Genomic DNA, 22,884 nt, shown 5'->3' with positions numbered 1-22,884 from the left:
TGATGAGTAGCGCAATGCCCCGCACAATCCTGGTCGTCGACGACGATCCGCACATCCGGCAGTTGCTGGTCTTCGCCTTCGCCAAGGCGGGACTGGAATCGATCGAGGCCGGGGACGGCGAGGAAGCGCTGGCGCTGGCCGCGTCGCATTCGCCCGATCTGGTGGTGCTCGACATCAACATGCCCAAGATGGATGGCCTGGAAGTTTGCCGGCGGCTGCGCGCGGAGGGTGACTTGCCGATCCTGTTCCTGTCCTCGCGCGATGACGAGATCGACCGGGTGCTGGGGATCGAGCTGGGCGCCGACGATTATGTGGTGAAGCCCTTTTCCCCGCGCGAAGTGGTGGCGCGGGTGATGGCGATCCTGCGCCGCGCCGCCGCGCGCAATCCGGAAAGCGAGAAGGCCGCGCCGGCGATCCGCCACGCGCAGCTGTCGCTCGATCTCGACGGCTGGCGCGCCGAATGGGGCGGGACCGAAGTGCCGCTGACGGTCACCGAATTCTCGATCCTGCGCGTCCTGGCAGCAACCCCGGCCAAGGTGTTCAGCCGCGACGCGATCATCGACCGGCTGCACGGACCGAGCTTCGCGGTGACCGACCGGACGATCGACAGCCATATCCGCAATCTGCGCGGGAAGTTCGCCAGCGTGGGGGGCAATGACGTGGTCGAGACGCGCGCGGGCGTGGGCTATCGGCTGGGACCGTGCACCGGGTGATCGCGGCCCTCAAGAACCGGATCAAGCGCCACTGGCCGTCGCTCCGGCTGCGCACGATCCTGTTCGCGACATTGTTCTTCGTTGCCGCGCTGCCGGGGGTCGGGGCGGTGTTCCTGCGGGTCTATGAGAATACTTTGGTCCGCCAGACCGAGTCCGAACTGATCGCGCAGGGGGCTGCGCTGACCGCGACGGCCCGTGCGATGTGGCCCGGTGCGACGCTGGCCGATCCGCCGCCGACGGTGTTCCACCCCGAAACGCCGCGGATCGACCTCAATTCGACACCGGTCCTGCCCGAACGCCCCCGGCCGGACGGGCCGCCGATGCCGGTCGAGCCCGCCGCGCTGGAAGCCTGGACGAAGTTGCACCCGGTGATGGGCGTCACGCGCCAGACCACGCTCGCTTCGATCATCCTGCTCGACCGCACCGGGCGGATCACCAGCGACGGGACCAGCTATGCGAACCTGCCCGAAGTGAAGGCCGCGCTGGCCGGGCGGCCGGAAACGGTGCTGCGCCGCAACGGCGACTATCGCCCGGTCTATGCGCTCGAATGGCTGTCGCGCGCGGCGGCGATCCGGGTGCATCATGCGCGGCCGGTGATCGTCGACGGCAAGGTGGTCGGCGTGCTGCTCTTCTCGCGATCGGCGCGGACGCTGTTCAAGGGGATGTACGACGATCGCGGCAAGATCGCCGTTGGCGTCCTCGCGATCTTCGCGCTGCTGGTGCTGCTCAGCGGGCTGCTCTCGCGCGGCATCGCCCGGCCGATCGAGGCGCTGAGCGCGGCGACGCGGCAGATGGCGGCGGGCCGGGGCAGCGCGCCACAGGTCTCGCCGACCGCAGCGATCGAGATCCAGGGCCTGTATCGCGACTTCGGCCTGATGTCGGCGGCGATCGACCGGCGCTCCCGCTATCTGCGCGATTTCGCCCATGCCGTGAGCCATGAGTTCAAGACGCCGCTTGCGGGCATCCGCGGCGCGATCGAACTGCTCGAGGATCACGAATCGACCATGACCGAGGCCGACCGGCGGCGCTTCCTCGCCAATGCCGGAGCGGATGCGGCGCGGCTCTCGGCGCTGGTGACCAGGCTGCTCGAACTGGCGCGGGCAGACATGACGCCGCACGACATGGCGTCGGCGACCGCGCTGGCGCCGGTGCTGGTGCGCGTCGCCGATGCGATGCGCGGCGACGGCTTCGGGATCGCGCTGGAATTGCCCGAGGGCCTGCCTGCGGTCTCGGTGCCCGAAGGCACGCTGGAAACGATCCTGACCACGATGATCGGCAACAGCCGTCAGGCAGGCGCGTCGCTGGTGACGGTCACCGCCGCCGCCGGCCCGGAGCAGGTGGCGCTGACGATCGGCGACGACGGATCGGGGATTTCGCTGGCGGATCGCGACCGAATCTTCGAGCCCTTCTTCACCACGCGGCGTGCCGAGGGCGGGACTGGCCTCGGCCTCTCGATCGTCGCGTCGCTGCTCGAAGCCGCAGGCGGCGCGATCCGGCTGGAAGCGGCGGAGGGATCAGGAACCTGCTTCACGCTCGATTTGCCGATCGCGGGCGCGGGGCGCATGGTCCCATGATGCGCGCGGCATTCCTGCTCCTCCCGCCCTGCTGCTGGCGTCTCCGGCGTCGGCGCAAGGCATGCGGCATTGGGCGCTGGGCAAGCCGCTGTTCGAAACCGTCTTCAACCCCGAACGCAATTTCCCCGATCTGGCGAAGGGCGGCGACGATCAGCTGATCCTGACCGTCCAGACCAGCGCGCGCGACGACATGGCGCCGGCGATCAGCCTGGCCATCGCCTATCGCTGCCCCTCGATTTCGCCCACCACCTGCCAGCCGACCTACACCGCGCGGATGCTGCGCACCGGGCGCGAGGACACCCAGTTCGAAGCGAGCGTGTCGCTGCTCCGGCGGCTGGCGAAAACCGGAAACGACCGCGAAGCTCGCGCGGCGCTCGACGCCAGCAACCTGGAATGGGTCGAGGCCGATCTGCTGAAATGCGAGGGCGGGCTGGACGCGTTCGAAGCGGTGCGCAGGGCCGACTGGTCGCCCGACCTGCATTTCCGGCTGCGCGCCGAACCCGAGATCGTCATGCACCCGGCGCTGATCCGGGTGACGATGACGGGGGACACGACCAGCACCAGCTATCGCGGCTGGGCGCTGGCGGGCGGGGTTCCGGCGGCGGCGCGCGCGCTGATCGCGGTGCTCGACAAATGCTGGATGCCGTCGCAGGCGGCCAAGCCTTGGGCGAGCGGTCCGGTCATTCGCTGATCTTCACTGTCTCCCCCTGCTTCGCCGCGGCGATTTCGGCGGGAGTGAAGGGCAGGCGGATCCATTTCTTCGCTGCATAGGCGCGGGTGCCGTCGTCGTACCAGGGCGAGTCCGGATTGGTCGATTGCGAGTAGCTCAGCATCGATTCCGCCACCGGCCCCTTGTCGCCGAAGCTGACGACCTGGACGTAGCTGGTGCCATGCGCCGGAGTCAGGACGAACGGCTTGCCCGCGGCGCTGGGATTGCTGCCCATTGCGTTGAGGATTCCGATCTGGCCCGGGCCGCCATGTACCGGGATGCGCTCGCCCTTGCGCTCGACATATTGGACGCTGCCCCATGCGGCATCGAGCGGGACGTCGCGATCGCGCAACTGCTTGGTAGCGCTCTCCAGCGCGGTCAGGATCGCGGGCGCGGCGGCCGGGTTGATCGTGTTGGGCGTTGTCGCCGGATGCGCGGCGTCGAACGGCACAGCGAACAGGTTCGGGATGCGCGCCGCCTGCTGCCAGAAGGCGAAGAACAGCCATGCGCCCTTGCTGTCGGCATTGGCGGTGCGATCCCATGCATACAGCGCCGCGCAGGTCTCGGCCAGTTCCGCCCTGGTCGCGCAGATCTTGAGGATGTCGGACAGGAATTCGGCGGCGTACACCGCATTGGCCATCGCCAGCGCCTTCGCCTTGTCCGGGTCGATCGGCCCGGCGGCGCGGGCGCGCTCCAGTTCGGCGATGCCCGAGCGTGTGCGGAGACTCTGGCGCGCGCCCCACGGCCCCAGCACCGGCGAAAGCTGGGCATAGGGCGCGTTCGGATGGGCGAGCCAATAGCTGTCGTTGGAATTCTGGACATAGTCGCGGCGGATCACCACCGCCTGATTGGCGACCGGCATCAGCCCGGGCGCGGGCGTCGAGGGATCGACATCCCAGTCGCAGGCCGCGCGGGCGCCATCGAGCAGGGTGATCCCCGCCCCGCGCGCCAGCGGCGTCTTGCCCGAAGGCGCGGCGCATTGCTTCAGCTTGTCGGCCGAGACATTGGGCACCGCCGTCACATCGGCATACATCGCATTACCCTGCGCATCGGCGGCGATGGTGTTGACCCAGGGGATGCCCAGCGTCTCACCGATCGCGTCGCGAATCTCGCCGACATTGCGCGCGCGGGCGATGCGCAGCCAGGCGTCGCCCGATCGGAAATTGGCCTGATTGGCGTCGCGCAACGTGTAGGCGGTGGTCGCGGTCCAGCCGAAACCGACACTGGGCATCGCGGCGATCGGGCCATAGCGCGTGGCATAGAGGGTGCGGGTGACCGGCGCCCCGTCCTTTACCGCGATCGTCACCTCGCGCCGGGTCATCGCCTCGGGCTTGCCGTCGATCAGATACCGGGTCGGATCGGCGGGATCGAGCTGGAGTTCGAACAGGCTGAAATGCGTCGCGGTGGTGACGGTGTGCGTCCAGGCGATCGACTTGTTGAAGCCGATCCCGACGGTGGGCATGAACACCAGCCCGCCGCCCATCACGTCGAACTTGCCGGGAATGGTGAGGTGGAGGCGGCGGAAACGGTTGGGGCCGCTCCACGGGAAATGCGGATTGCCCACGATCATGCCGCGCTTGTTCGCGGTCGCGTCGCCGCCGAATGCCCAGCCATTGCTGCCCAGGCCGATATGCTTCGCCGCGTCGGGAAAGCCGGTATCGTTGGCGGCGGTCTTTGCGCCCGGCGGGGCGGCATCGGCGATCTGCTTCACCAGCGGCGCGGAGCTGATCAGCGTCATGGCGGCGTTGACCATCAGCAGCATGTCGTCGCCGCTCATCGGCCGCAGCCAGGCCGAGCCCCGGCACTCGGCAGCGAAGCCCTCCGGATGATCGCGCAGATAGCGGTTATAGCCGATGCGGAAGCCTTCGATGATCGCACGATTGTCGGCGCTCGTCTTCGCCTGCGCGGCGCGAAGCCCGGGCAGATCGGAAATGGCGCTGTGATAGAGATCGCTTTCGAGGTTGGTCACCTCGGAAAAGCCGACATTGACGGTCGCGTCCTTGCCGAGGAATTTCGAACGCTCGGCGCGGACGGTCAGCAGCGTGTCGGCGATGACGCAGCCATTGTCCTGCGCGGCGGCATAGCCCGATCCATAGCCGAGCCCCGCCATGTCCTTCGCCACGATATGGGGAATGCCCTGTTCGGTGCGGGTGATCGTCGCGCTGTGGCGCTGCGCCAGTGCGGGCGTGGCGGCGCTGCTCGCGGCGAGCGTGGCGAGCAACAAATGGCGCGGCTTCATCCGGTATTCCTCCCCTTGGTATGGCGGGGAAGGTAGCGGGCGGGCGCTGCCTGTCTAGGTCCCGCGGCCGCGCGCGGTGATGGTCCAGCAGTCGACTACCCGATCGCCTTCGACGACACGGTATGCATCGTGGAGGTTCACCGTCGGATCGCAATGCGGCGGCTGCAGTGTGACGCGCTCGCCGAGCTTTGGCAGGCTGTCGGCGATCAGCGCGCCGTGTTCGTCGCCGGTGAAGCGATAGGTCGCGCCGGGCCGGATCGGGCGCGGCGGGCCGGCATCGGTCGCCATCGCCTTCAGTCCGGCATCGAGCGTGACATGCGTTGCGTGATTGGCGCTGATCACGGTGGCATCGAGGAACAGCGCCCGCTCGAACACCGGCGCGCCGCCGCCGGTCAGCTCGCAATCCTCATATTCGCGGTCGAGGAAGATGTACGATCCGCATTGCAGCTCGGTCAGCACGCCGAGTTCCGCGTCGATCGCGAAGGTCCCGGTGCCCGCGCCGGTGACGATGGGGATGGCGTGTCCGGCGGTTTTCAGCATGTCGAGGACGCTGGCCAGATAGGCGGTGAGGCGCTCGACCGCGGCGAAGCGGTCGGCCCGGCTCTCGATATGCTGCTGCGAGCCGCAATAATATTGGACGCCGCCGAGGCGAAGGTTCGGCTCGGCGGCGATTGCATCGGCCAGCGCCAGTGCGGCTTCGGGACTGGCGACGCCGGTGCGGTGTGCGCCGGGATCGACATCGATGAAGACGGTAAGCGGCCGGGTCGCGGCGCGGGCGAGCGCGGCGACATTCTCCGGATGATCGGCAACCAGCGACAGCGCGATCCTGCCGTTCAGCGCGACCAGCCGGGCGATGGCGTCGGGACGCACGACCGGCGAGGTCAGATGGATGTCGGTAATCCCCTCGGCCGCCAGCGCTTCGGCTTCGGCGAGTTTCGCGCAGCAGATGCCGGCGGCGCCCGCCGAGATCTGACGCCGGGCAATTTCGGCGCTCTTGTGGGTCTTGGCATGCGGGCGCAGCGCGAGGCCGCGTGCCGCCGCGAAGCCTGCCATCGCCGCGATGTTCCGGTCCATCGCCGCGCGGTCGAGGATCAGGACCGGAGTGGGCAGATCGGCGCGGTCCATCAGGCGGGTTGCGTGACTGCGCCGAAGCCGCGCGCGATCAGCGTGCGGCTGGCGATCCGCGCTTCGAGGCGGCCGGCGATCAGGTCGAGCGCGGCATCCACGTCGTTGGCGCGGCCGCACATGAAGATGTCGATCGCGGCATAGCCATGTTCGGGCCAGGTGTGGATCGAGATATGCGATTCCGCCAACAGCGCGACGCCGGTGACGCCTTGTCCGGGGCCGAAATGGTGGAGCCGCACGTCGAGTATCGTCGCGCCCGCCGCCGTGGCGCCGTCGCGCAATGCGGCTTCGATGACGTCCGCGTCGGAGAGATGCGCCGCGTCGTGCAGTTCGGCGATCAGGTGGCGGCCGTCATAGGGAGGAGCGGAAGTCACAACAGGCTTTCATGGGTGTGGCCGAGCTGCGCCATCGCGGCTTCGGCGGCGCGGACGCCATGATAATGCGCTTCCTCGAACAGCGACAGGCCGGAAAGGTCGCTATGCGCCAGATAGAGCGGCGCGGCGGGCGGCGGCGCATCGGCGCGATCGAGAAAACCCGGCGTCGGCCGAATCATCGCATGGCCCCAGCGCCACAGATCGATGCGGCGGACCGCACCGTCCAGCTCGGGGTTCATCGCGAGCAGGTCGTCGCGGACGATGCGCTTCCATTCGTCCGCCGGACGCTCGACCAGCAGCTTGCGCGCCTGCGCCGGAGGCATGTCCGACAGCGGCATGTACCAGGTCAGCACCGTGCCCTGGGGCATCGCATCCGGCCCCTGATGAGTCGCGACGACATAGCCGAGCGAGTTGCTGGTGCTCGACACATTGTCCCACGCCAGCGGCACGCCGCGCCCTTCGGGCAATCGGTCGACGGTGACATTGGCGACCAGCCACGGCGCGTAGCTGTACGCCTTCGCCGAACCGAGCTCGGGCGCGATCCGTGTGGCGACGAAATGCGGCATGGCCAGGATCGCGGCGCGAGCGGAGATGCGCGTCGTGATTTTGGAACCGGCATCGTAGCTGTCGATCAATACCCGATCGCCTTCGCGCACGACGCGATGGACGATGCGCCCGCGCTCGATCCTGTTGGGAAAGCGGCCAGCCATCAGTTTCGCGAGGCGCGCATTGCCTTCGGGCCAGGTCAGTTCGTTCTGGCCCGCGCCATCGGCCGCCCAACCGCGCCGGCTCGCGAAATAATGGATGCCCGCCCATGCCGAGACTTCGCCCGGCTCGGTCCCGTAATCGTCGCGCATGGCGTAGCGGACATGCGCGCGCAGCACCGGCGAATGCCAGCCCTGGCCGTCGAGCCATTTCGAGAAAGACAGGGTGTCGAGTGTGCGAATGCCGGGATCGCGAGAACTGTATGCCATCGGCAGCGCGAAGGCGGGCTTGCCGTCCTTACCCACCTGCCCGGTGAAATCGTGCATCGCCTTTTCGAAGGCAGCGAGATCGGCCTTGTCGCGGGTGCTCAGGCCGGTGCGGGGGATCAGGCCCTCGTGCCACTTGCCCTGCCAGAAGATCCGCTCCTGCAGATCGGCGCATAGCTGCTCGGGATCGTAGACCGGCGCCCCCTCGCGGTCGCCGGTGATCATGCCGAGTTGGCGTAGCAGGTGCTGAAGCGCCTTCGCTTCCTTGTTGGCCACGGGCAGATAATGCGCGCCGAGCGGATAGGCCGAGACGGCGTTCCTGCCGCTGCGCGCATTGCCGCCGATTTCGTCTTCCAGCTCGAGCAAGCGGAAACCGGTGAACCCGGCATCGGCCAGCCGCCAGCCCGCCGACAGGCCGGCGATGCCGCCCCCGGCGATGACGATATCGGCTTGCTCGGTCTTGCTCGGCGGCGGGAAGCCCGCATCGCGCAGCCGGTGCCCGCGCGCCATGTCCGCGCCGTCGAGTTCCCCTTCGGGCAGCTTCTCGCCGCCAAAGCCATAAGCGATGCCCGCGCCCGCCGCGACCGCAACGCCCGCGCCGATGCCCAGCGCGGCGCGTCTATCGACCTTCAACGGGATCAACCTTCATAGCGGCTCCACGCATCCGCGAATTCGCGGACCAGCGCCTGGTTGTCGAGCCGGTTCACCGGGGTCGGGCGCCGCGCCATGTCGGGCGGGAAATCGAACATCCGCTCGGCGATCTCGGGCGTCAGGAAGCGACCGGTGGGAATGGCTGCCTTGTCGGGAATCGCGCCATTGGCGGCGAGGATGAAGCCCCATTCGCCGAAGCTCGGGACATAGACATGATAGGGCCGGGTCTGCATCCCCGATGCTTCCATCGTCGTCGCGACGGTCCAGAAGGCGGCGGGGGCGACGAGCGGCGAGGTGCTTTGCACCACCATCATCCCGCCCGGCGCGAGCAGTTGCCGCGCGGCGCGATAGAAGGTCTCGGTATAGAGCTTGCCCACCGAGTAATCGACCGGATCGGGGAAATCGACGATGATCGCGTCGTATCGACCTGGCCGTGTCCGGCTCTCGTCGCGTGCCCAGCGGAAGCCATCGGCGTTGATCACCGTCATCTTGGCATTGGTCAGCGATCCGCCGTTGAGCCGGGTCAGCATCGCGGTCTTCGCGAAGAGATCGGTCATCTCGCCGTCGAGATCGACCAGGGTCAGCCGCTCGACCGCCTTGTTCTTCAGCACCTCGCGCGCCGCCAGTCCGTCGCCGCCGCCGAGGATCAGCACGTTGCGGGGATGGGCCACGCGGCCGAGCGCCGGATGCACCAGCGCTTCGTGATAGCGATACTCGTCGCGCGACGAGAATTGCAGATTGCCGTTGAGATACAGCCGCAGATCGTCGTTGCGGCGCGTGAGCACGATCCGCTGGTGCTTGGTCGAGACCGCATAGATCACCGGCTCGCCATAGCTCGCCACTTCGGCCCAGCGCTGGAGCCGGTCCGACGCGACGAAGCCCGCCGCAAGCCCGATCAGGATCAGCACCGACGCGAATTTTTCCAGCCGGAAGCTGCTCGTCTTCGGCAGGGTGAACAACAGCGCCAGCGCGACTGCGGCGTTGAAGAAGCCGAACAGGAAGCCCGTCCGGATCATGCCCAGATGCGGCATCAGGATCAGCGGGAAGAGCAGGCTGGCCGCCAGCGCGCCGACATAGTCGAAGGTCAGCACGTTGGAGACGACTTCGCGGAAGTCATAGCCGCGCAGGATGCGGATCAGCAGCGGGATTTCGAGCCCGACGAGGAAGCCGATGGCGAGGACGATGCCGTACAGCGCGACCCGGAAGTGATCGATCACCGGAAACAGCAGGAACAGGCCTGCCGCCGAACAGCCGCCGATCACCGCGATCAGCAATTCGGTACGAACGAACAGCCGCAGCTCGTTCTTTTTTACATAACGCGAAAACCAGCTGCCCACGCCCATCGCGAACAGATAGCTGCCGATCACGGTCGAGAATTGGGTAACGCTGTCGCCGAGCAGGTAACTGGCCAGCGTGCTCGCCAGCAGCTCGTAGATCAGGCCGCAGGTGGCAACGACGAAGGCAGAGGCAAGCAACGCCACCGCGGGAGCGGAGGCGGCAAATCCCGGTTTACTGGGCTCCGCCTCAGCCATGAATCGCGGCGGCGACGATGATGGCGAGACCGATCGCCACCGCGCCCGCGAAGATCGCTACGGCATTGTTCTGCTTCTTCTCGATCTCGTCCCACAGCTTGCCGGGAGTCAGCAGGTCGAGAATGACGAAGCCGACGACGAACACGACGATGCCGATCGCGGAGTAGAGCAGCGTGGCGAGCACCTGCGGAAGGGTCGTGACCATATCGTATTCCCCTTATTTGTGAGTGGGACCGTAGATGCCGCCGCGCACGGCCGAACGGCCGCCGTCCGCGAAGGGCGAATAGGAAAACATGCCGGAGACGAGGAACAGCCCGACGGCCGCCATGCACCACAGCGCGTAGAGGAAGACCTTCGTACTCATCAATCGTCATCCTCATCATCGTCGCCGAGCGCGCCGAGCCCGGTTGGCGCGAAATCGCTCTCGGCCTGCCGCGCCTGCTCGAAATGGACATGGCGGAAGAATACCCAGATCAGCGGAATCACGATCAGGATCAGCGCGATCAGGAAGTTGGAGAAGAACAGCGCGCCCTGCGACACCCGGATCGTGACGGCTGTCGAACCGCCGACCCAGCTATTCTCGCCGCTGTCCGAAAAGGTCGATGGCTCGCTCGCGCCGGTCCAGCGATTGCCCTTATATTCGACCACCACGTCATAGGTGCCGGCAGGCACGCTGGCGACCGAGACGTTGTTGGCGCCCGACCCTTCGCTCCATCGGCCATCGGAATCGACGCCCGAATATTGCTCCGCCGCGCCATAGGCGTCGTAGCTTTGCTGCGTGGCGCGATTGACCAGGCTGTAGTCCAGATCGACCCAGCCGTTCGACAGGCCGGGCACATCGGCCTTGATCTCGACCTTCTGATAGGGGCGATACAGCGTGATCGGGCCGATCGTGGCGCTCGCCTCGCGACCGTCGCGCGGGATTTCCAGCGTCTGCTCGACCAGCGTGCTGCTGCCGCCGAACACGATCGACACGCCGATCAGGAAGACGAGCGCGGCGAGCGCGACTTTCCAGCCGATGCTCAGCCACGCGCCATGCGGCGAAGGCTGGTGCGGCAGCGGCGGCCACGGCGCAGGGTTCGACGCGACTCCGAAACCGCTGCGGATTTCGCGCGGCGACAGGAGCTCGGAAACGGTCCAGCTCACTTCATGCGCATTGGCTTCGCGGGACAGCATGAAGCCCGGGCGGACCCAGTCGTCGGTCGAGACGGTCTCGCCCGCCGTGACGCGCCAGTAGAATTCGCCCGCGACATAATCGACCTGCGCGCTGCCATTGGCGAAGAAAGGTTTGTACCCCGCGCCATCGATCGAAAGCTCGCCGAATTGCCATGTCGGCCATTCGGTGCGCGTCTCGCCCAGGCTCCAGCCGCCGCGATTGTAGATCAGCCAGCGATAGCCGTGATAGGGATTGAAGAGGAGGAATTCCTCCCAGCCATAAGTGCCGTTCTCCGATCGCGCGAGATAGCCGATCGTTTCCCATTCCACCCCGCGCAGCGTGCCGCGCGTGCCCAGCGGGATCGCGATCTCGCGCGCGGCGCGGTGGTTCTCTGTGATCAGCTTCACGATGGGATCGGATACGTCGAGGACGCTGGCGCAATATTGGCAGACCACCGTCACCGAATAGCCGGCCGCGCGCACCGTCACGCCGCCGCCGCACGACGGACAGGCAAGCGTCTTCGCCGCCGGCACCGGCTGGAGCTGAGGCAGCGCCTCGCTTTCGGGAGCGGGTGCGTCAGGCAGCATAATCGGGCTTCGCCCAGCCTTCGAAGCTGCACAGGCCGCGCGGCTCAAGCTCGGCCAGCGTCACGTAACGGCCGGAATAGAAGGTCGTCGAAACTTCGTCGCGCTGCAGGCTGGCGCATTCGCCGCCCGGTGCGCGCAGGTCGACGCTGTACAGCCGCCAGCCGGGCGTGGGCGTGAAGGGCAGTTCGCCTTCGGCCGACAGGCAGATCACATGGCGGGCATCGACGATGCTCATCTTCAGATTGTCGAGCTGGACTTCGGTGCCCGGGATCGCTTCCCGGCCATCGGCGATCGCCCTCAGCGTGCGGGTCCGTACCGATTCGAAGTCGCGCTCGTGCAGCAGCATGAACTGGCCCATCGCATCGCCCAGCCAGGCGACCGCGCCGTCATGGAACAGCACGAGCCATTCGTTCCACGATCCATCGGTCCAGCCCCAGCGGATGCGCCCGATCACTTCGAACGCGTGGCCCTTGATCCGCCCGCGCACGCCCAGCTGGATCGGGCTGACGTCGAACGGCAGGGGCGATGACTTGCCGACCACCGCCACGCCGGCGTCGCTGCGCACGAGCAGCGACTGGCAATAGCCGCACACGCGCGACGGCAAGGCCGCCGAGCGGAACACGACTTCCGCGCCGCAATTGGGACAGGGAACGGTCAGGCTCATGCGGTCAGCGGATACGGCCCATCAGCTCGGCCTTCTTCGCATCGAATTCGGCCTGGGTGATCGCGCCGACGGTCAGCAGCTTGTGCAGCTTCTCGATCTGCGCGAACGCATCCTCGCCCGCCGGGGCCGCTGCTGCGGAAGCCCCGCCGCCGATACCGCCCGACATGCTCTGGCCGATCGCCATGCCCGCCGCGGCGCCAGCGCCGATCCCGGCGATGCCGCCCGACTGGGCGGCCGCCGTCTCGATCGCCTCCGCGCTCTGGAAGCGCACGAACCGGTCGAGATCGCCGACCACGCGCATCGAGCTGGCCTTGTCGAGCATCGCCTGCACTTCCTCGGGCAGCGAGATGCTCTCGACGAAGAAGCTGGTGCATTCCAGGCCCCACAGCTCGAACGCCGGCTGGACCGCGGCCATCAGCCGCGCCGACAGCGCCGCCTGATCGGCCGCGAGATCGATGAAGGCGACTTCGCCGCCGCCAAGGCCGGTGGCCAGCGCCGTCGCGATCGCGCCGCGCAGCTGCGGTTCGATATCGGCGACCTCGAGCTTGTCGAGCGTGCCCATCATCTTCACCGCGAAGGTGGGGATGTCCTCGATCCGGAAGGAATAGCTGCCGAAGGCGCGGACGCGCAGCGGCCCGAATTCCTTGTCGCGCACCGTGATCGGCTGCTGGGTGCCCCATTTGAGGCCCGCCTGTTCCTTGTGCGTGTAGAAATAGATGTCCGACTTGAACGGCGAGGCGAAGCCCTTGTCCCAGTTGCGCAGCGAGGTGAGCAGGGGCAAGTTCGCCGTGTTCAGCGTGTACTGGCCGGGATGGAAGACATCGGCCATCACCCCTTCATTGTAGAAGAAGGCGATCTGGCCCGCGCGCACCGTCAGCTCCGCGCCGTTCTGGATCTCGCGATCCTCCATCGGATAGCGATAGCCGAGGTCGCCCGGCTCCTCGACCCAGTCGATGACGTCGACGAACTGCTTCTTGAGAAAATCGAGAATGCCCATGTCGTGCTCCTGTTGGCGCGCAGGATATCGAGTTCCTCGCGCTTCAGAAACAGGAAACGGACAGGGGCTTTCCGATTATGCCGTGGCCCAGCCTCCGCCCAGCGCCTTGGTGAGCGCGACATAGGCGAGAAAGACGCCGGTCCGGGCATCGCTGGCGGCGCGATCGGCGGCGTTGAAGCGCGTCTGGGCGTCGAGCAGAGTCAGCCGGTCGTCCTCCCCGGCGCGGAAGCGCTGGCGGGACAGGTCGAGCGCGGTCGCCGCCTGTGCGCGGGCAGCTTCGAGTTCGCGCACCGCCAGTTGCGCCGAAGCGTAGCGGTTCAGCGCGGTCTCGCTGTCCGACAAGGCGCCGAGCACCGCGCGCTCATAATCGATCGCGGCGGAATCGGCGCGGGCCTCGGCACCGCGGATCTGCGCGCGAACACGTCCCATCGAGAAGATCGGCCAGCGCAGCGAGGGACCGAACTGGAAGCGGGTGCTGTCGGTCGAGAACAGGTCGCCCGGCTCGCGCGCCTGCTGGCCGATGCTGCCGAGCAGCGAGAAGCGCGGGAAGAGATTGGCGGTCTCGGTCCCGACATCCGAAGTCGCGGCGGCGAGCTTCGCTTCGGCGGCGGCCACGTCGGGGCGGCGGCGGAGAATGTCCGAGCGCACCGAATCCACCGCCAGCGCGGGCGGGATGGGCAGCGGCGCGGTGGCGCTCAGCCGGTCGAGCCAGGCTTCGGGCGGGCGGCCGGTCAGCAGGGCGAGGCGATAGGTCGCAGCGCGGATATCGGCTTCGAAGCCGGGGATGGCGGCTTCGGCGGTGCGCGCCGCGGCATCGGCGCGGGCATCGTCGAGCCGCGCGGCTTCGCCCGACTGGTAGCGCTGGCGGATCAGCCCGGCGATCGCACGCTGGGACTCGGCATCGCTGCGCACGATCGCCAGCTGGGCCTGTGCGCCGCGCAACTCGCCATAGGTGCGCGCGATCTCCGCCACGACTTGCAGCCGGACTTCGTTGCGCTGCGCTTCGGCAGCCTGGGCGCGGCGGCCGGCGGCTTCGACCGCGCGGCGATTGCCGCCCCACAGGTCGATTTCCCACGACGCATCGAAGCCTGCGTCGAACAGGTTGAACTCGGGGCTGAGGCCAGGGATCTGGCCGACCGGAAGCTGGCCATTCTCGCTCAGCCGGTTGGTGGTGGCGGAGCCGGTGGCGTTGACCTGCGGCCCCGTCCCGCCGCGCACCGCGTCGCGCCCGGCACGGGCTTCGCGCAGACGCGCCTCGGCCTGCCGCACGTCGAGATTGGCTGCCGCGCCGGTCTCGATCAGCTCGATCAGGACGGAATCGTTCATCCGCCGCCACGGCTCGAGATCGACCGGCCCCACGGGCACCACGCCGATCCAGTTGCCGGTATCGCCCGAAACGACGGGGCGCTGATAGTCCGGCCCGACGGTGCAGGCGGCCAGCGGAAGCAGGAGGAGAAAGGGGAGGGTGCGCATAGGGGTTACTCCATCCGCGAACGGAACAGCATCGACGCGGCGGCGATGCTCACGCCGGCGATGATGACGAGAGGCCAGGTGTTGGCGAGGATCGCCGAGGCGGGCATCGCCTTCAGGAACACGCCTTCGGAAATGTTGAGGAACCAGGTCGGCGGGTTCGCATAGGCGATGATCCGCAGCCAGTCGGGCATATTGTCGACCGGGCTGGCATAGCCCGACAGGATGATCAGCGGCACGGTGGCGAGGAACATGCCGAGAAACGCCTGTTGCTGGGTCTGAGACAGCGTCGAGATCAGCATCCCGATCCCGGTCAGCGCCAGCAGGTAGAAGAGCAGGGCGATATAGAAGAGGAGCAGCGATCCGGTCAGCGGCACGCCGAACACGGTCGGGATCAGGAGCACGAACAGGGTGACGTTGGCGAGGCCGATCACCACCGGCGGCACCATCTTGCCGATCAAAATCTCGTAAGTGCGCAGCGGGGAGACCATCAACTGGTCGAATGTGCCCAGCTCGCGCTCGCGCGCCACCGATTGCGACACGACCGACAGCGCCGACACCGCAGCGATGATGACGATCAGCGCGGGCATGACGAACCAGAGATAGGTGAGGTTGGGGTTGAACCAGTGCGTCACGATCGACTGGCCGACCACCGGCGGCGCGCGCGCCGAGACGCTGGCGCCGACTTCGCCCGCGATCCGCTCGATATAGCCCGACACGATCTGCGCGGCATTGGAGCGGCGGCCGTCATAGATGGCGCCCAGCGTTGCGCCACGCCCGGCCGCGATGTCGGCGGAGAAAGTGGCGTCGAAGCGCACGGCGGCGATCACCTGTTGCCGGTCGATCGCCTGCCGCAATTCGGCGTCGGATCGCAACGCGACGATCCGCGCCACATTGGGGCTGCCCGCGATCCGCTGGATCACTTCGCGGCTGTACGCGCCATTGTCCATGTTGAGCACGCCGACGCGGATGCTCGACACTTCCAGCGTCGAGGCAAAGCCGAACAGGAACAGCTGGAGCAAGGGCGGCACGACGAGCGTGATCCGCGCCTTGGGATCCCGCAGGATCGCCCAAAGCTCCTTGACGATGATCGCCCGCAGGCGCGCGCCGATCATGCGATCCTCCGCCGCGTGACGCGCACGCACATCGCGAACAGCACCGCGCCGAAGACCGCGAGGATCGCGAGATTGGGCAGGAACAGTCCCCAATCATCTCCCGCGATGAACACCGTCTGGAGCTGGGGGATCAGATAGCGCGCGGGCACGAGATAGGTCAGCGCCTGGATCGGCTTCGGCATCGACGAAATCTCGAACAGGAAGCCCGACAGCAGCATCGTCGGCAGGAAGGCGGTGAGCAGCGCCACCTGACTGGCGACGAACTGGTTCTTCACCCCTGCCGAGATCAGCAGCCCCTGTCCCAGCGACGGGATCAGATAGACCGACGAGATCACCAGCAGCGCCAGCGGACTTCCCCGGAACGGCACGCCGAAGATGGTGATCGCCAGCACCGTGCAAAGCGTCATCGAGCCGAGGCCGAGCACGAAATAGGGAATGACCTTGGTCAGGATGAACTCGCCCATCCCGATCGGGGTGGCCATCAGCGCCTCCAGCGTCCCGCGCTCCCATTCGCGCGCGATCACCAATGCGGTCAGCAGCGATCCGATCATCGTCATGACCACCGCGATCGATCCGGGGACGAGGAAGTAGCGGCTCGCCAGTTCGGGATTGAACCAGAAGCGCGACGCGACGCTGATCGGCGGCGCGCGCAGCTTCGCCGCATCGCTGGCGCGCGCCGCCGCCCATGTCGCGCGAACGCCTTCGGAATAGGCGGCGATGAAGGCGGCGGTGTTGGGCAGCGAACCGTCGGTCACCACCTGGATCGTGCCTCCGCCGCGCGCGACGTCGCGGCCGAAGTCCTGCGGGATGACGACGATGCCACGGATGCGATCGGCGATCAGCTCGTCGCGCAGCTTCTTCATCCCGCCCACCTCGACCACGTCGAAATAGCGGGAATTCTGGAAGGTGCCGGCAAGGCTGGCGGCCGCCGCGCTGTCGTCCTGCACCGCGATGCCGATGCGGGTGCGCGAGGAATCGAGGTTCACGCCATAGCCGAACAGGAACAGCAGCAGCAGCGGCAGGACCAGTGCGATCAGGAAGGTCGAAGGATCGCGCACGATCTGGTGCGTTTCCTTGAGCAGCATCGCCCGGAACCGGCGCGTATCGAACGGCCGGTTCATGCCGCTTCCCGCTCGCGGTCGGAGGCTTCGATCAGCGCGATGAAGGCATCTTCCATCGTCGCATCGGGCCTGCCGACCTGCGCCTTGAGCTCATCGGGCGTGCCGGTCGCGATCTGTTCGGAGCGATAGATCAGCGCGATCCGGTCGCAATATTCGGCTTCCTCCATGAAGTGCGTCGTGACCAGCACCGTCACGCCCTTCTCGACCAGCCCGTTGATATGGGTCCAGAATTCGCGCCGCACGATGGGATCGACGCCCGATGTCGGCTCGTCGAGGAACAGCACCGGCGGTTCGTGCAGCACCGCGCAGGCCAACGCGAGCCGCTGCTTGTACCCGAGCGGCAGACCCCCGCTATTGTCCTTCAGATACCGTTCGAGGTGGAAGATTTCGGTCGCCCGCTCGATCGCTTGCCGCGCGTCGCTGCCCGACAGGCCATAGGCTCCGGCGAAGAAATCGAGATTCTGGCGGACGCTCAGATCGCCATAGAGCGAGAATTTCTGCGCCATATAGCCGAGCGACTGGCGCGCATCGGCGCTGGCGGTGCGCAAATCGTTGCCCGCGACCGATCCGGTGCCTTCGCTTGGCGTCAGCAAGCCGCACAGCATCTTGAAGGTGGTCGATTTGCCCGCGCCATTGGGGCCGAGCAACCCGAACACCTGCCCGCGCCCGACGCTGAAATTCACGTCGCGCGCCGCGGTGAAGTCGCCGAAGCGCTTGGTCAGCCCCTTGGCTTCGATCGCCGCTGCGCCCGTTTCGGGGATCACCGGATAATGTTCGGCCAGTTCCGACGTGCCCTTGGGACCGCCACCGAGCAGGTCGATAAACGCATCCTCGAAGCGCGGCTCGGCCTTCTTCAATTTCTTGCCCGCATCGCCGCCGATCGCCTGTGCATCGGGCGCCTTCATATCGGGCCGCAGCATCAGCCGGATCGCATCGCCCTGCACCGTACCGTCTTCGATCGCCGGATGGTCGAGCGCCTTGCGCAGCGTCGCGCGGCGAGCGCTGGCGGGGACGTCGAGCCGGACGATCCGCTCCTTCATCGTCGCGGTCAGTTCGCGCGGCGGGCCGCTGTGGAGCAGCTTGCCTTCGCTCAACAGGAACACCGTGTCGCATTGTTCGGCTTCGTCGAGATAGGCGGTCGACCACAGCACGCCGATCCCGTCGCCCGCCAGATCGCGGACCATCGCCCACAATTCGCGGCGCGACACGGGATCGACGCCGACACCCGGTTCGTCGAGCAGCAACAGTTTCGGCGCGCGAACCAGCGCGCAGGCCAGGCCCAGCTTCTGCTTCATGCCGCCCGACAGCTTGCCTGCCAGCCGCTGCTGGAACCGCTTGAGATCGGTGAAGTCGAGCAACTGCCCGAACCGTTCCTCGCGCTCGTCATGCCCCAGCCCGCGCAGCTCGGCATAGAGATCCAGATTCTCGCGGACGGTCAGGTCTTCGTACAGGCCGAAACGCTGCGGCATGTAACCGAGCTGGCTGCGATCGGCATCGAGCGCGGGACGCCCGCCGACGCGGACCTCGCCCGCTTCGGGTACGATCAGCCCGGCAAGGATGCGGATCAGCGTCGTCTTGCCCGCGCCGTCCGGTCCGACCAGCCCGGTCATCTTGCCCGGCAAAATCTCGATCGCCACGCCATCGAGCGCGGGCGGCGCATCGGGCGCGAAGCGCTTGACCACGCCGGTCGCAGTGGCGGCGGCTTCGCTCACCTTATTGCTTCGCCGGGCGAGCGCCGGGAACCGAGACCGACACCGGCTGACCCTGCCGCAGCGCGTCGTCGGGATCGTCGACGAGGATACGGACGCGATAAACAAGGGCGGTGCGCAGGTCTTCGGTCTGGACGGTCTTCGGCGTGAATTCGGCGGTCGGTGAAATGAAGGCGATGCGGCCCTTATAGGTCTTTGCGTTGCCATCCGCGGTGACGTTCACCGCCATGCCCGGCGACACGCGGGACAGGTCGTTTTCGGAGATATAGGCACGCACCCGCATCGGCCGGTCGATGGTCAGCGTCAGCACCGTTTCGCCCGGCTGGACGATCGCGCCGGGCTCGCGGGCGCGGGTCAGCAGCACCCCGGCATTGGGCGCGCGCAGCACGGCGTCGGACAGATCGGTCGAAGCGCGGTCGCGCTGGGCGCGCGCCGAATCGCGTGAAGCGACGGCGGCAAGAATATCCTCGCGCCGTGCCCCCGCGCGTTGCAGCGACAGCGCCTGCTCCGCCGCACGAACCTGCGCCTGCGCCGCGCGATACTTGGCCTGCGACGCTTCGAACAATGCCTGGCTGACCGCGCCGGTCTTCACCAGTTCGCCGCGCCGCTCATATTCCTCGCGGGTCTGGGCGAGATTGGCGTTCGCTTCGGCGAGCTTCGCTTCGGCCTGCGCGATCTCCTGCGGACGATTGCCCCCGGCGCGCTTGCGCAGTTCGGCATTGGCCACTTCGACCTGTGCGTTCGCCTGCGCCAGCGCATCGCCGAGCGGGCGCGTCTCCAGTTCGGCAAGCACCGCGCCGGCCTCTACTCGCGTGCCTTCCTCGAACGGCATGTTGGCGATGCGGCCGGGCACGCGGAAGGCGAGGTCGACCTGGCGGATGTCCACATTGCCGGACAGGCTCAGTGCGCCGTCGTTCCTGCCGCCGACAAGGCCGAAGCCGCGCGTCGCGAGCGCGGCGATGACGAGCGCCGCGATGACGGCGATGATGACGATACGGCGGTTCACGCGGGTTCTCCCGTGGCGAGGCGATCGAGGATCGCATCGAGATTGTCGCCGGCGATGCGCCGGATTTCGCTCTGTTCGGCCGGGCCGATCGCGTCCCAGCCCATGCCGCGCAGCACGGTGGCGCGGCACACGCGGAACATCAGGATCTGTCCGATCAGCATCAGCGTGCGCAGCCGCGCTTCGGCCTGCGTGATCCGCTTGCCCGCGGCGCAATGGACCAGCGCGCAGACGCGGTCGCTCGCCGGGCCCATCACGCCGTCATAAAGAATAGTGAAGGCTTCGGTCGGATCGGCCTGTTCGCGCACGATGAAGCGGGCAAATGCTTCGGTCTCCTCGCGCGTCATGATGACGATCGCCGCGCCGAGAATGCCGTGCAGCGCGGCGCGGGCCGCTTGCGGATCGCCATCCTCCGCGCAGATCTCGTGCGAGCGGGCCAGCGCCGGGGCGAGCCAGCCGCCAAGCTGATTCGCGATATGCTCGGCGGCGGCGAGGTACAGCCCCTCCTTGCCCCCGAAATGATAGGTGATCGCCGACAGCGGCTTGCCCGCCGCGCCCGCAATGTCGCGCGTGCTCGCGCCTTCCAGTCCCGCCCGGCCGAACCGGTCGATCGCGATCGTCAGCAGATGATCGGTCGTGGAGACGCGAGGTTGAGTCGTTCCGGCCATGACGGCGCACTAATTCGTTCGAACGAACGAATCAACGGTCAAATGCATGGAAGTGCAACTTGCAATGTTGGGTTCCGGCTGCTTGCTTCGATTGGCGAAGGCGCCCCCGCTCTTTGAAATTGTCGGAAGCAACCTGTTTTTGCCGGGAACCGGTTTTTCGCAATATGGGCGTCAACCGTGTCAACCAATGCCGGTTCAAAGCCTTGTTTTTGAAGGAATCACACGATTCCGGCGCGCTCCCGCGAAAGCGCGGAACGCCGAACCCGAATCACTGCGAGATTGGGAAAATCGGGATCAGAACAACAGGGTCAGATAGTAGAACAGCGCACCCACCGCCGCCGAAGCCGGGATGGTGATGATCCACGCCACACCGACATGGCCCGCAACGCCCCAGCGCACCGCAGAGGCGCGGCGCGCCGTGCCCGCGCCGATGATGCAGCCGGTGATGGTGTGGGTGGTCGAGACCGGAATGCCCATCAGCGACGCGGCGAACACCATGATCGATCCGCCCAGCGAGGCGCTGAAGCCCTGATGCTGCGAGAGCTTGGTGATGCGCGATCCCATCGTCTCGATGATCTTCCACCCTCCGGTCAGCGTGCCCAGCGCGATCGCGACGTAGCAGGCGATCGCCACCCAGTGCGGCACTTCGAAATCGCCGTGGAGATAGCCGGTGGAATAGAGCAGGACGGTGATGATCCCCATCGTCTTCTGCGCGTCGTTCAGGCCGTGGCTGACCGAATAGGCGGCGGACGAGATCAGGTGGAGGACGCGCAGCGTCTTCTCCGCCGCGCGCGACGCGAGGCCTTTCAGCGCCCAGCTCGACACCAGCATGATGAACATCGACAGGATCATGCCGAGCGTCGGCGACAGCACGATTGCGATGAGGGTCTTGTTCAGCCCGCTCCACTGGATGCCGCTGATTCCGGCATGAGCCACGCCCGCGCCGATCAGCCCGCCGACCAGCGCATGGCTGCTCGACGAGGGAATGCCCTTGAGCCAGGTCACCACATTCCAGAACATCGCGCCGACCAGCGCGCCGAACACCACGGCCGGCGTCACCAGATCCTTCTCGATCAGCCCCTTGCCGATCGTCTCGGCCACCTTGTGCAATTCGGGAAAGGCGATGGTGAGGAAATAGGCGGCGAAGTTGAACGTCGCGGCGAACAGCACGGCATGGACCGGCTTGAGCAGCCGCGTCGCCACCACGGTCGCGATCGAATTGGCGGCGTCGTGGAGCCCGTTGAGAAAGTCGAACGCAAGCGCGACCAGGATCAGGCCGACGAGCAACGGAAATGCGAGTTCATGCATCGCAGGGCCCTCAGGCGTGGTCGATCACGATGCCGTCGATCTCGTTCGCGACATCTTCGAACGCGTCGACGATGCGCTCGAGATGCTTATAGACTTCGCGTGAGACGATGAAGCGCAGCGTGTCGCTTTCGCCATGTTCCTTGAAGGCGCGCTTGACGCCCGCGGTGTGGATCTCGTCGGCATGGCCTTCCATCCGCACCAGCCGCTCGGTCAGCTCGTGCAGTCGCGCGCCGTTGCGGGCGACGTCGCGCAGCAGCGGCATGGCTTCGGCGGTCAGGCGCGCAGCATCGACGATGATCGCCGCCATGTCGGTCATTTCCTGATCGAACTCGCGGACTTCGTACAGGTCGATCGCCTGCACCGCGGCCTGCATCTCGTCGATCGCATCGTCCATCGAACCGATCAGCGAAGTGATCGCGCTGCGGTCGAACGGGGTCAGGAAGGTCTTGCGGACAGTCTGGAGCATTTCGCGGATGATGTTGTCGGCGTCATGCTCGCGCTCGATCACTTCGCGGATATGGTCCTGCGACGCCGGGCCGCCCTGCAGCAGCCGCGCCATCGCGTCAGCGGCGGCGACCACGGTGGTGGCGTGCGCTTCGAACATCTCGAAGAAGTTTCCGGTCTTGGGCAGCAGCCGCTGGAACCAGGCGAACATGGGGGTAATCCTCGATTTGGTGGCGACGGCGCTGAGTACGCCGCCGCGTCGTGTGGCTGCCTTGAATTCGGCCGGGCCGAAGGAACGGATCAGGTCGCGCAGGTCATGCTCGTCCACCGCATCGGCGGCTTCGGGAAGCGTGAACCAGCGGCGTTCGCGCTGCGACTGTTCCTTCCAGTTGGGGAACTCCTGGTTCACCGCCAGCGGAAAGACATCGACGTCGAACATCAGCGACGCGCCATTGTTGCGCCGCTTGCGATAGCGATAGGAGCCAAGCGGGATCGGACAGACGAGGCCGGACACGCCGGCTTCCTCCTCCGCTTCCAGCGCGGCGGCGGCATGCGGCGTCAGGCCCGGCGCGGGATTCCCCTTGGGGATCACCCAGCGTCCCGATTCGCGCGACGTGACCAGCATGACCCGCACCGAAGGACCTTCGGTGCGATAGGGCAGGGCGGCGATCTGACGGATGGCTCCTACTCCCCTTGTCCGACGCGTTGGCGGGTTTGCCGGCGCGGCCTGTAACAGAAGTGTAAACGATCCGTC

General features: G+C 67.0%; 21 protein-coding genes. 3 read left to right on the top strand and 18 right to left on the bottom strand.

Annotated elements, in window-relative coordinates; translation table 11 throughout:
• Positions 1–14: 14 nt before the first annotated feature.
• From HHL13_RS18985 to HHL13_RS18975, 3 genes are all read left to right on the top strand, one after another.
• The gene (locus HHL13_RS18985) at positions 15–713 is read left to right on the top strand and encodes a response regulator transcription factor (RefSeq protein WP_240953899.1); all 699 of its coding nucleotides are present in this window, start codon (positions 15–17) and stop codon (positions 711–713) included.
• The gene (locus HHL13_RS18980; RefSeq protein WP_169557496.1) at positions 710–2,287 is read left to right on the top strand and encodes a HAMP domain-containing sensor histidine kinase; all 1,578 of its coding nucleotides are present in this window, start codon (positions 710–712) and stop codon (positions 2,285–2,287) included. The genes HHL13_RS18985 and HHL13_RS18980 overlap by 4 nt, the downstream gene beginning before the upstream one ends.
• Before the next feature lie 61 nt (positions 2,288–2,348).
• The gene (locus HHL13_RS18975) at positions 2,349–2,978 is read left to right on the top strand and encodes a hypothetical protein (RefSeq protein ID WP_169557495.1); all 630 of its coding nucleotides are present in this window, start codon (positions 2,349–2,351) and stop codon (positions 2,976–2,978) included.
• Here HHL13_RS18975 and HHL13_RS18970 read toward each other — a convergent pair.
• The 18 genes from HHL13_RS18970 to HHL13_RS18885 form a co-directional block, all read right to left on the bottom strand.
• A complete protein-coding gene (locus HHL13_RS18970) occupies positions 2,968–5,235 on the bottom strand; it encodes a penicillin acylase family protein (RefSeq protein WP_169557494.1) in 2,268 nt (755 codons plus the stop codon). The two genes, HHL13_RS18975 and HHL13_RS18970, sit on opposite strands and share 11 nt — an antisense overlap.
• Positions 5,236–5,289: 54 nt before the next feature.
• Entirely contained in the window at positions 5,290–6,360 is a 1,071-nt protein-coding gene (locus HHL13_RS18965) for a DSD1 family PLP-dependent enzyme (protein ID WP_169557493.1), read from the bottom strand.
• Positions 6,360–6,734, bottom strand: a complete 375-nt coding sequence (speD, locus tag HHL13_RS18960) for an adenosylmethionine decarboxylase (protein WP_169557492.1) — start codon at positions 6,732–6,734, stop codon at positions 6,360–6,362. Before speD ends, HHL13_RS18965 begins: the two co-directional genes overlap by 1 nt.
• Positions 6,731–8,338, bottom strand: a complete 1,608-nt coding sequence (locus HHL13_RS18955; RefSeq protein ID WP_206377131.1) for an FAD-dependent oxidoreductase — start codon at positions 8,336–8,338, stop codon at positions 6,731–6,733. The genes speD and HHL13_RS18955 overlap by 4 nt, the downstream gene beginning before the upstream one ends.
• A gap of 5 nt (positions 8,339–8,343) precedes the next feature.
• Positions 8,344–9,888 carry a polyamine aminopropyltransferase gene (locus HHL13_RS18950; RefSeq protein ID WP_169557491.1) on the bottom strand — a complete coding sequence of 515 codons (1,545 nt, stop codon included), beginning with the start codon at positions 9,886–9,888 and terminating at the stop codon, positions 8,344–8,346.
• On the bottom strand, positions 9,881–10,093 hold the full coding sequence (locus HHL13_RS18945) for a DUF350 domain-containing protein (protein ID WP_169557490.1): 213 nt from the start codon (positions 10,091–10,093) through the stop codon (positions 9,881–9,883). Before HHL13_RS18945 ends, HHL13_RS18950 begins: the two co-directional genes overlap by 8 nt.
• A gap of 12 nt (positions 10,094–10,105) precedes the next feature.
• Positions 10,106–10,252 carry a hypothetical protein gene (locus HHL13_RS18940; protein WP_169557489.1) on the bottom strand — a complete coding sequence of 49 codons (147 nt, stop codon included), beginning with the start codon at positions 10,250–10,252 and terminating at the stop codon, positions 10,106–10,108.
• Positions 10,252–11,631: a DUF4178 domain-containing protein gene (locus tag HHL13_RS18935; protein WP_169557488.1), complete on the bottom strand. Its 1,380-nt coding sequence runs from the start codon at positions 11,629–11,631 to the stop codon at positions 10,252–10,254. Before HHL13_RS18935 ends, HHL13_RS18940 begins: the two co-directional genes overlap by 1 nt.
• Positions 11,621–12,295, bottom strand: a complete 675-nt coding sequence (locus HHL13_RS18930; RefSeq protein ID WP_169557487.1) for a DUF4178 domain-containing protein — start codon at positions 12,293–12,295, stop codon at positions 11,621–11,623. The genes HHL13_RS18935 and HHL13_RS18930 overlap by 11 nt, the downstream gene beginning before the upstream one ends.
• 4 nt (positions 12,296–12,299) lie before the next feature.
• Complete coding sequence (locus tag HHL13_RS18925; RefSeq protein WP_169557486.1) at positions 12,300–13,292, bottom strand: SPFH domain-containing protein; 993 nt, start codon at positions 13,290–13,292, stop codon at positions 12,300–12,302.
• A gap of 75 nt (positions 13,293–13,367) precedes the next feature.
• Positions 13,368–14,765: an efflux transporter outer membrane subunit gene (locus tag HHL13_RS18920; RefSeq protein ID WP_169557485.1), complete on the bottom strand. Its 1,398-nt coding sequence runs from the start codon at positions 14,763–14,765 to the stop codon at positions 13,368–13,370.
• A gap of 5 nt (positions 14,766–14,770) precedes the next feature.
• Positions 14,771–15,877, bottom strand: a complete 1,107-nt coding sequence (locus HHL13_RS18915) for an ABC transporter permease (RefSeq protein ID WP_169557484.1) — start codon at positions 15,875–15,877, stop codon at positions 14,771–14,773.
• Complete coding sequence (locus tag HHL13_RS18910; RefSeq protein WP_169557483.1) at positions 15,874–16,998, bottom strand: ABC transporter permease; 1,125 nt, start codon at positions 16,996–16,998, stop codon at positions 15,874–15,876. The genes HHL13_RS18915 and HHL13_RS18910 overlap by 4 nt, the downstream gene beginning before the upstream one ends.
• On the bottom strand, positions 16,995–18,680 hold the full coding sequence (locus tag HHL13_RS18905; RefSeq protein ID WP_346775616.1) for an ATP-binding cassette domain-containing protein: 1,686 nt from the start codon (positions 18,678–18,680) through the stop codon (positions 16,995–16,997). The genes HHL13_RS18910 and HHL13_RS18905 overlap by 4 nt, the downstream gene beginning before the upstream one ends.
• Positions 18,681–18,711: 31 nt before the next feature.
• The gene (locus HHL13_RS18900) at positions 18,712–19,713 is read right to left on the bottom strand and encodes an HlyD family efflux transporter periplasmic adaptor subunit (RefSeq protein ID WP_169557481.1); all 1,002 of its coding nucleotides are present in this window, start codon (positions 19,711–19,713) and stop codon (positions 18,712–18,714) included.
• The gene (locus tag HHL13_RS18895) at positions 19,710–20,378 is read right to left on the bottom strand and encodes a CerR family C-terminal domain-containing protein (protein WP_169557480.1); all 669 of its coding nucleotides are present in this window, start codon (positions 20,376–20,378) and stop codon (positions 19,710–19,712) included. Before HHL13_RS18895 ends, HHL13_RS18900 begins: the two co-directional genes overlap by 4 nt.
• 294 nt (positions 20,379–20,672) lie before the next feature.
• Positions 20,673–21,686, bottom strand: a complete 1,014-nt coding sequence (locus HHL13_RS18890; RefSeq protein WP_169557479.1) for an inorganic phosphate transporter — start codon at positions 21,684–21,686, stop codon at positions 20,673–20,675.
• 10 nt (positions 21,687–21,696) lie between these two features.
• A complete protein-coding gene (locus HHL13_RS18885; protein ID WP_169557858.1) occupies positions 21,697–22,809 on the bottom strand; it encodes a DUF47 family protein in 1,113 nt (370 codons plus the stop codon).
• Between the last annotated feature and the right edge of the window lie 75 nt (positions 22,810–22,884).

Source organism: Sphingomonas sp. G-3-2-10, from assembly GCF_012927115.1.
Lineage (GTDB): Bacteria > Pseudomonadota > Alphaproteobacteria > Sphingomonadales > Sphingomonadaceae > Sphingomonas.
Note: the sequence above shows the minus strand (reverse complement) of the source record. Positions and strands in the feature narration are given on the sequence as shown.

Bases quoted from the DNA above. Each gene is read 5' to 3' on its own strand.
- HHL13_RS18985 (WP_240953899.1), top strand. From the start codon at position 15: ATGCCCCGCACAATCCTGGTCGTCGACGACGATCCGCACATCCGGCAG.
- HHL13_RS18975 (WP_169557495.1), top strand. From the start codon at position 2,349: ATGCGGCATTGGGCGCTGGGCAAGCCGCTGTTCGAAACCGTCTTCAAC.
- HHL13_RS18970 (WP_169557494.1), bottom strand. From the start codon at position 5,235: ATGAAGCCGCGCCATTTGTTGCTCGCCACGCTCGCCGCGAGCAGCGCC.
- HHL13_RS18965 (WP_169557493.1), bottom strand. From the start codon at position 6,360: ATGGACCGCGCCGATCTGCCCACTCCGGTCCTGATCCTCGACCGCGCG.
- HHL13_RS18950 (WP_169557491.1), bottom strand. From the start codon at position 9,888: ATGGCTGAGGCGGAGCCCAGTAAACCGGGATTTGCCGCCTCCGCTCCC.
- HHL13_RS18945 (WP_169557490.1), bottom strand. From the start codon at position 10,093: ATGGTCACGACCCTTCCGCAGGTGCTCGCCACGCTGCTCTACTCCGCG.
- HHL13_RS18940 (WP_169557489.1), bottom strand. From the start codon at position 10,252: ATGAGTACGAAGGTCTTCCTCTACGCGCTGTGGTGCATGGCGGCCGTC.
- HHL13_RS18935 (WP_169557488.1), bottom strand. From the start codon at position 11,631: ATGCTGCCTGACGCACCCGCTCCCGAAAGCGAGGCGCTGCCTCAGCTC.
- HHL13_RS18930 (WP_169557487.1), bottom strand. From the start codon at position 12,295: ATGAGCCTGACCGTTCCCTGTCCCAATTGCGGCGCGGAAGTCGTGTTC.
- HHL13_RS18925 (WP_169557486.1), bottom strand. From the start codon at position 13,292: ATGGGCATTCTCGATTTTCTCAAGAAGCAGTTCGTCGACGTCATCGAC.
- HHL13_RS18920 (WP_169557485.1), bottom strand. From the start codon at position 14,765: ATGCGCACCCTCCCCTTTCTCCTCCTGCTTCCGCTGGCCGCCTGCACC.
- HHL13_RS18915 (WP_169557484.1), bottom strand. From the start codon at position 15,877: ATGATCGGCGCGCGCCTGCGGGCGATCATCGTCAAGGAGCTTTGGGCG.
- HHL13_RS18910 (WP_169557483.1), bottom strand. From the start codon at position 16,998: ATGAACCGGCCGTTCGATACGCGCCGGTTCCGGGCGATGCTGCTCAAG.
- HHL13_RS18895 (WP_169557480.1), bottom strand. From the start codon at position 20,378: ATGGCCGGAACGACTCAACCTCGCGTCTCCACGACCGATCATCTGCTG.
- HHL13_RS18890 (WP_169557479.1), bottom strand. From the start codon at position 21,686: ATGCATGAACTCGCATTTCCGTTGCTCGTCGGCCTGATCCTGGTCGCG.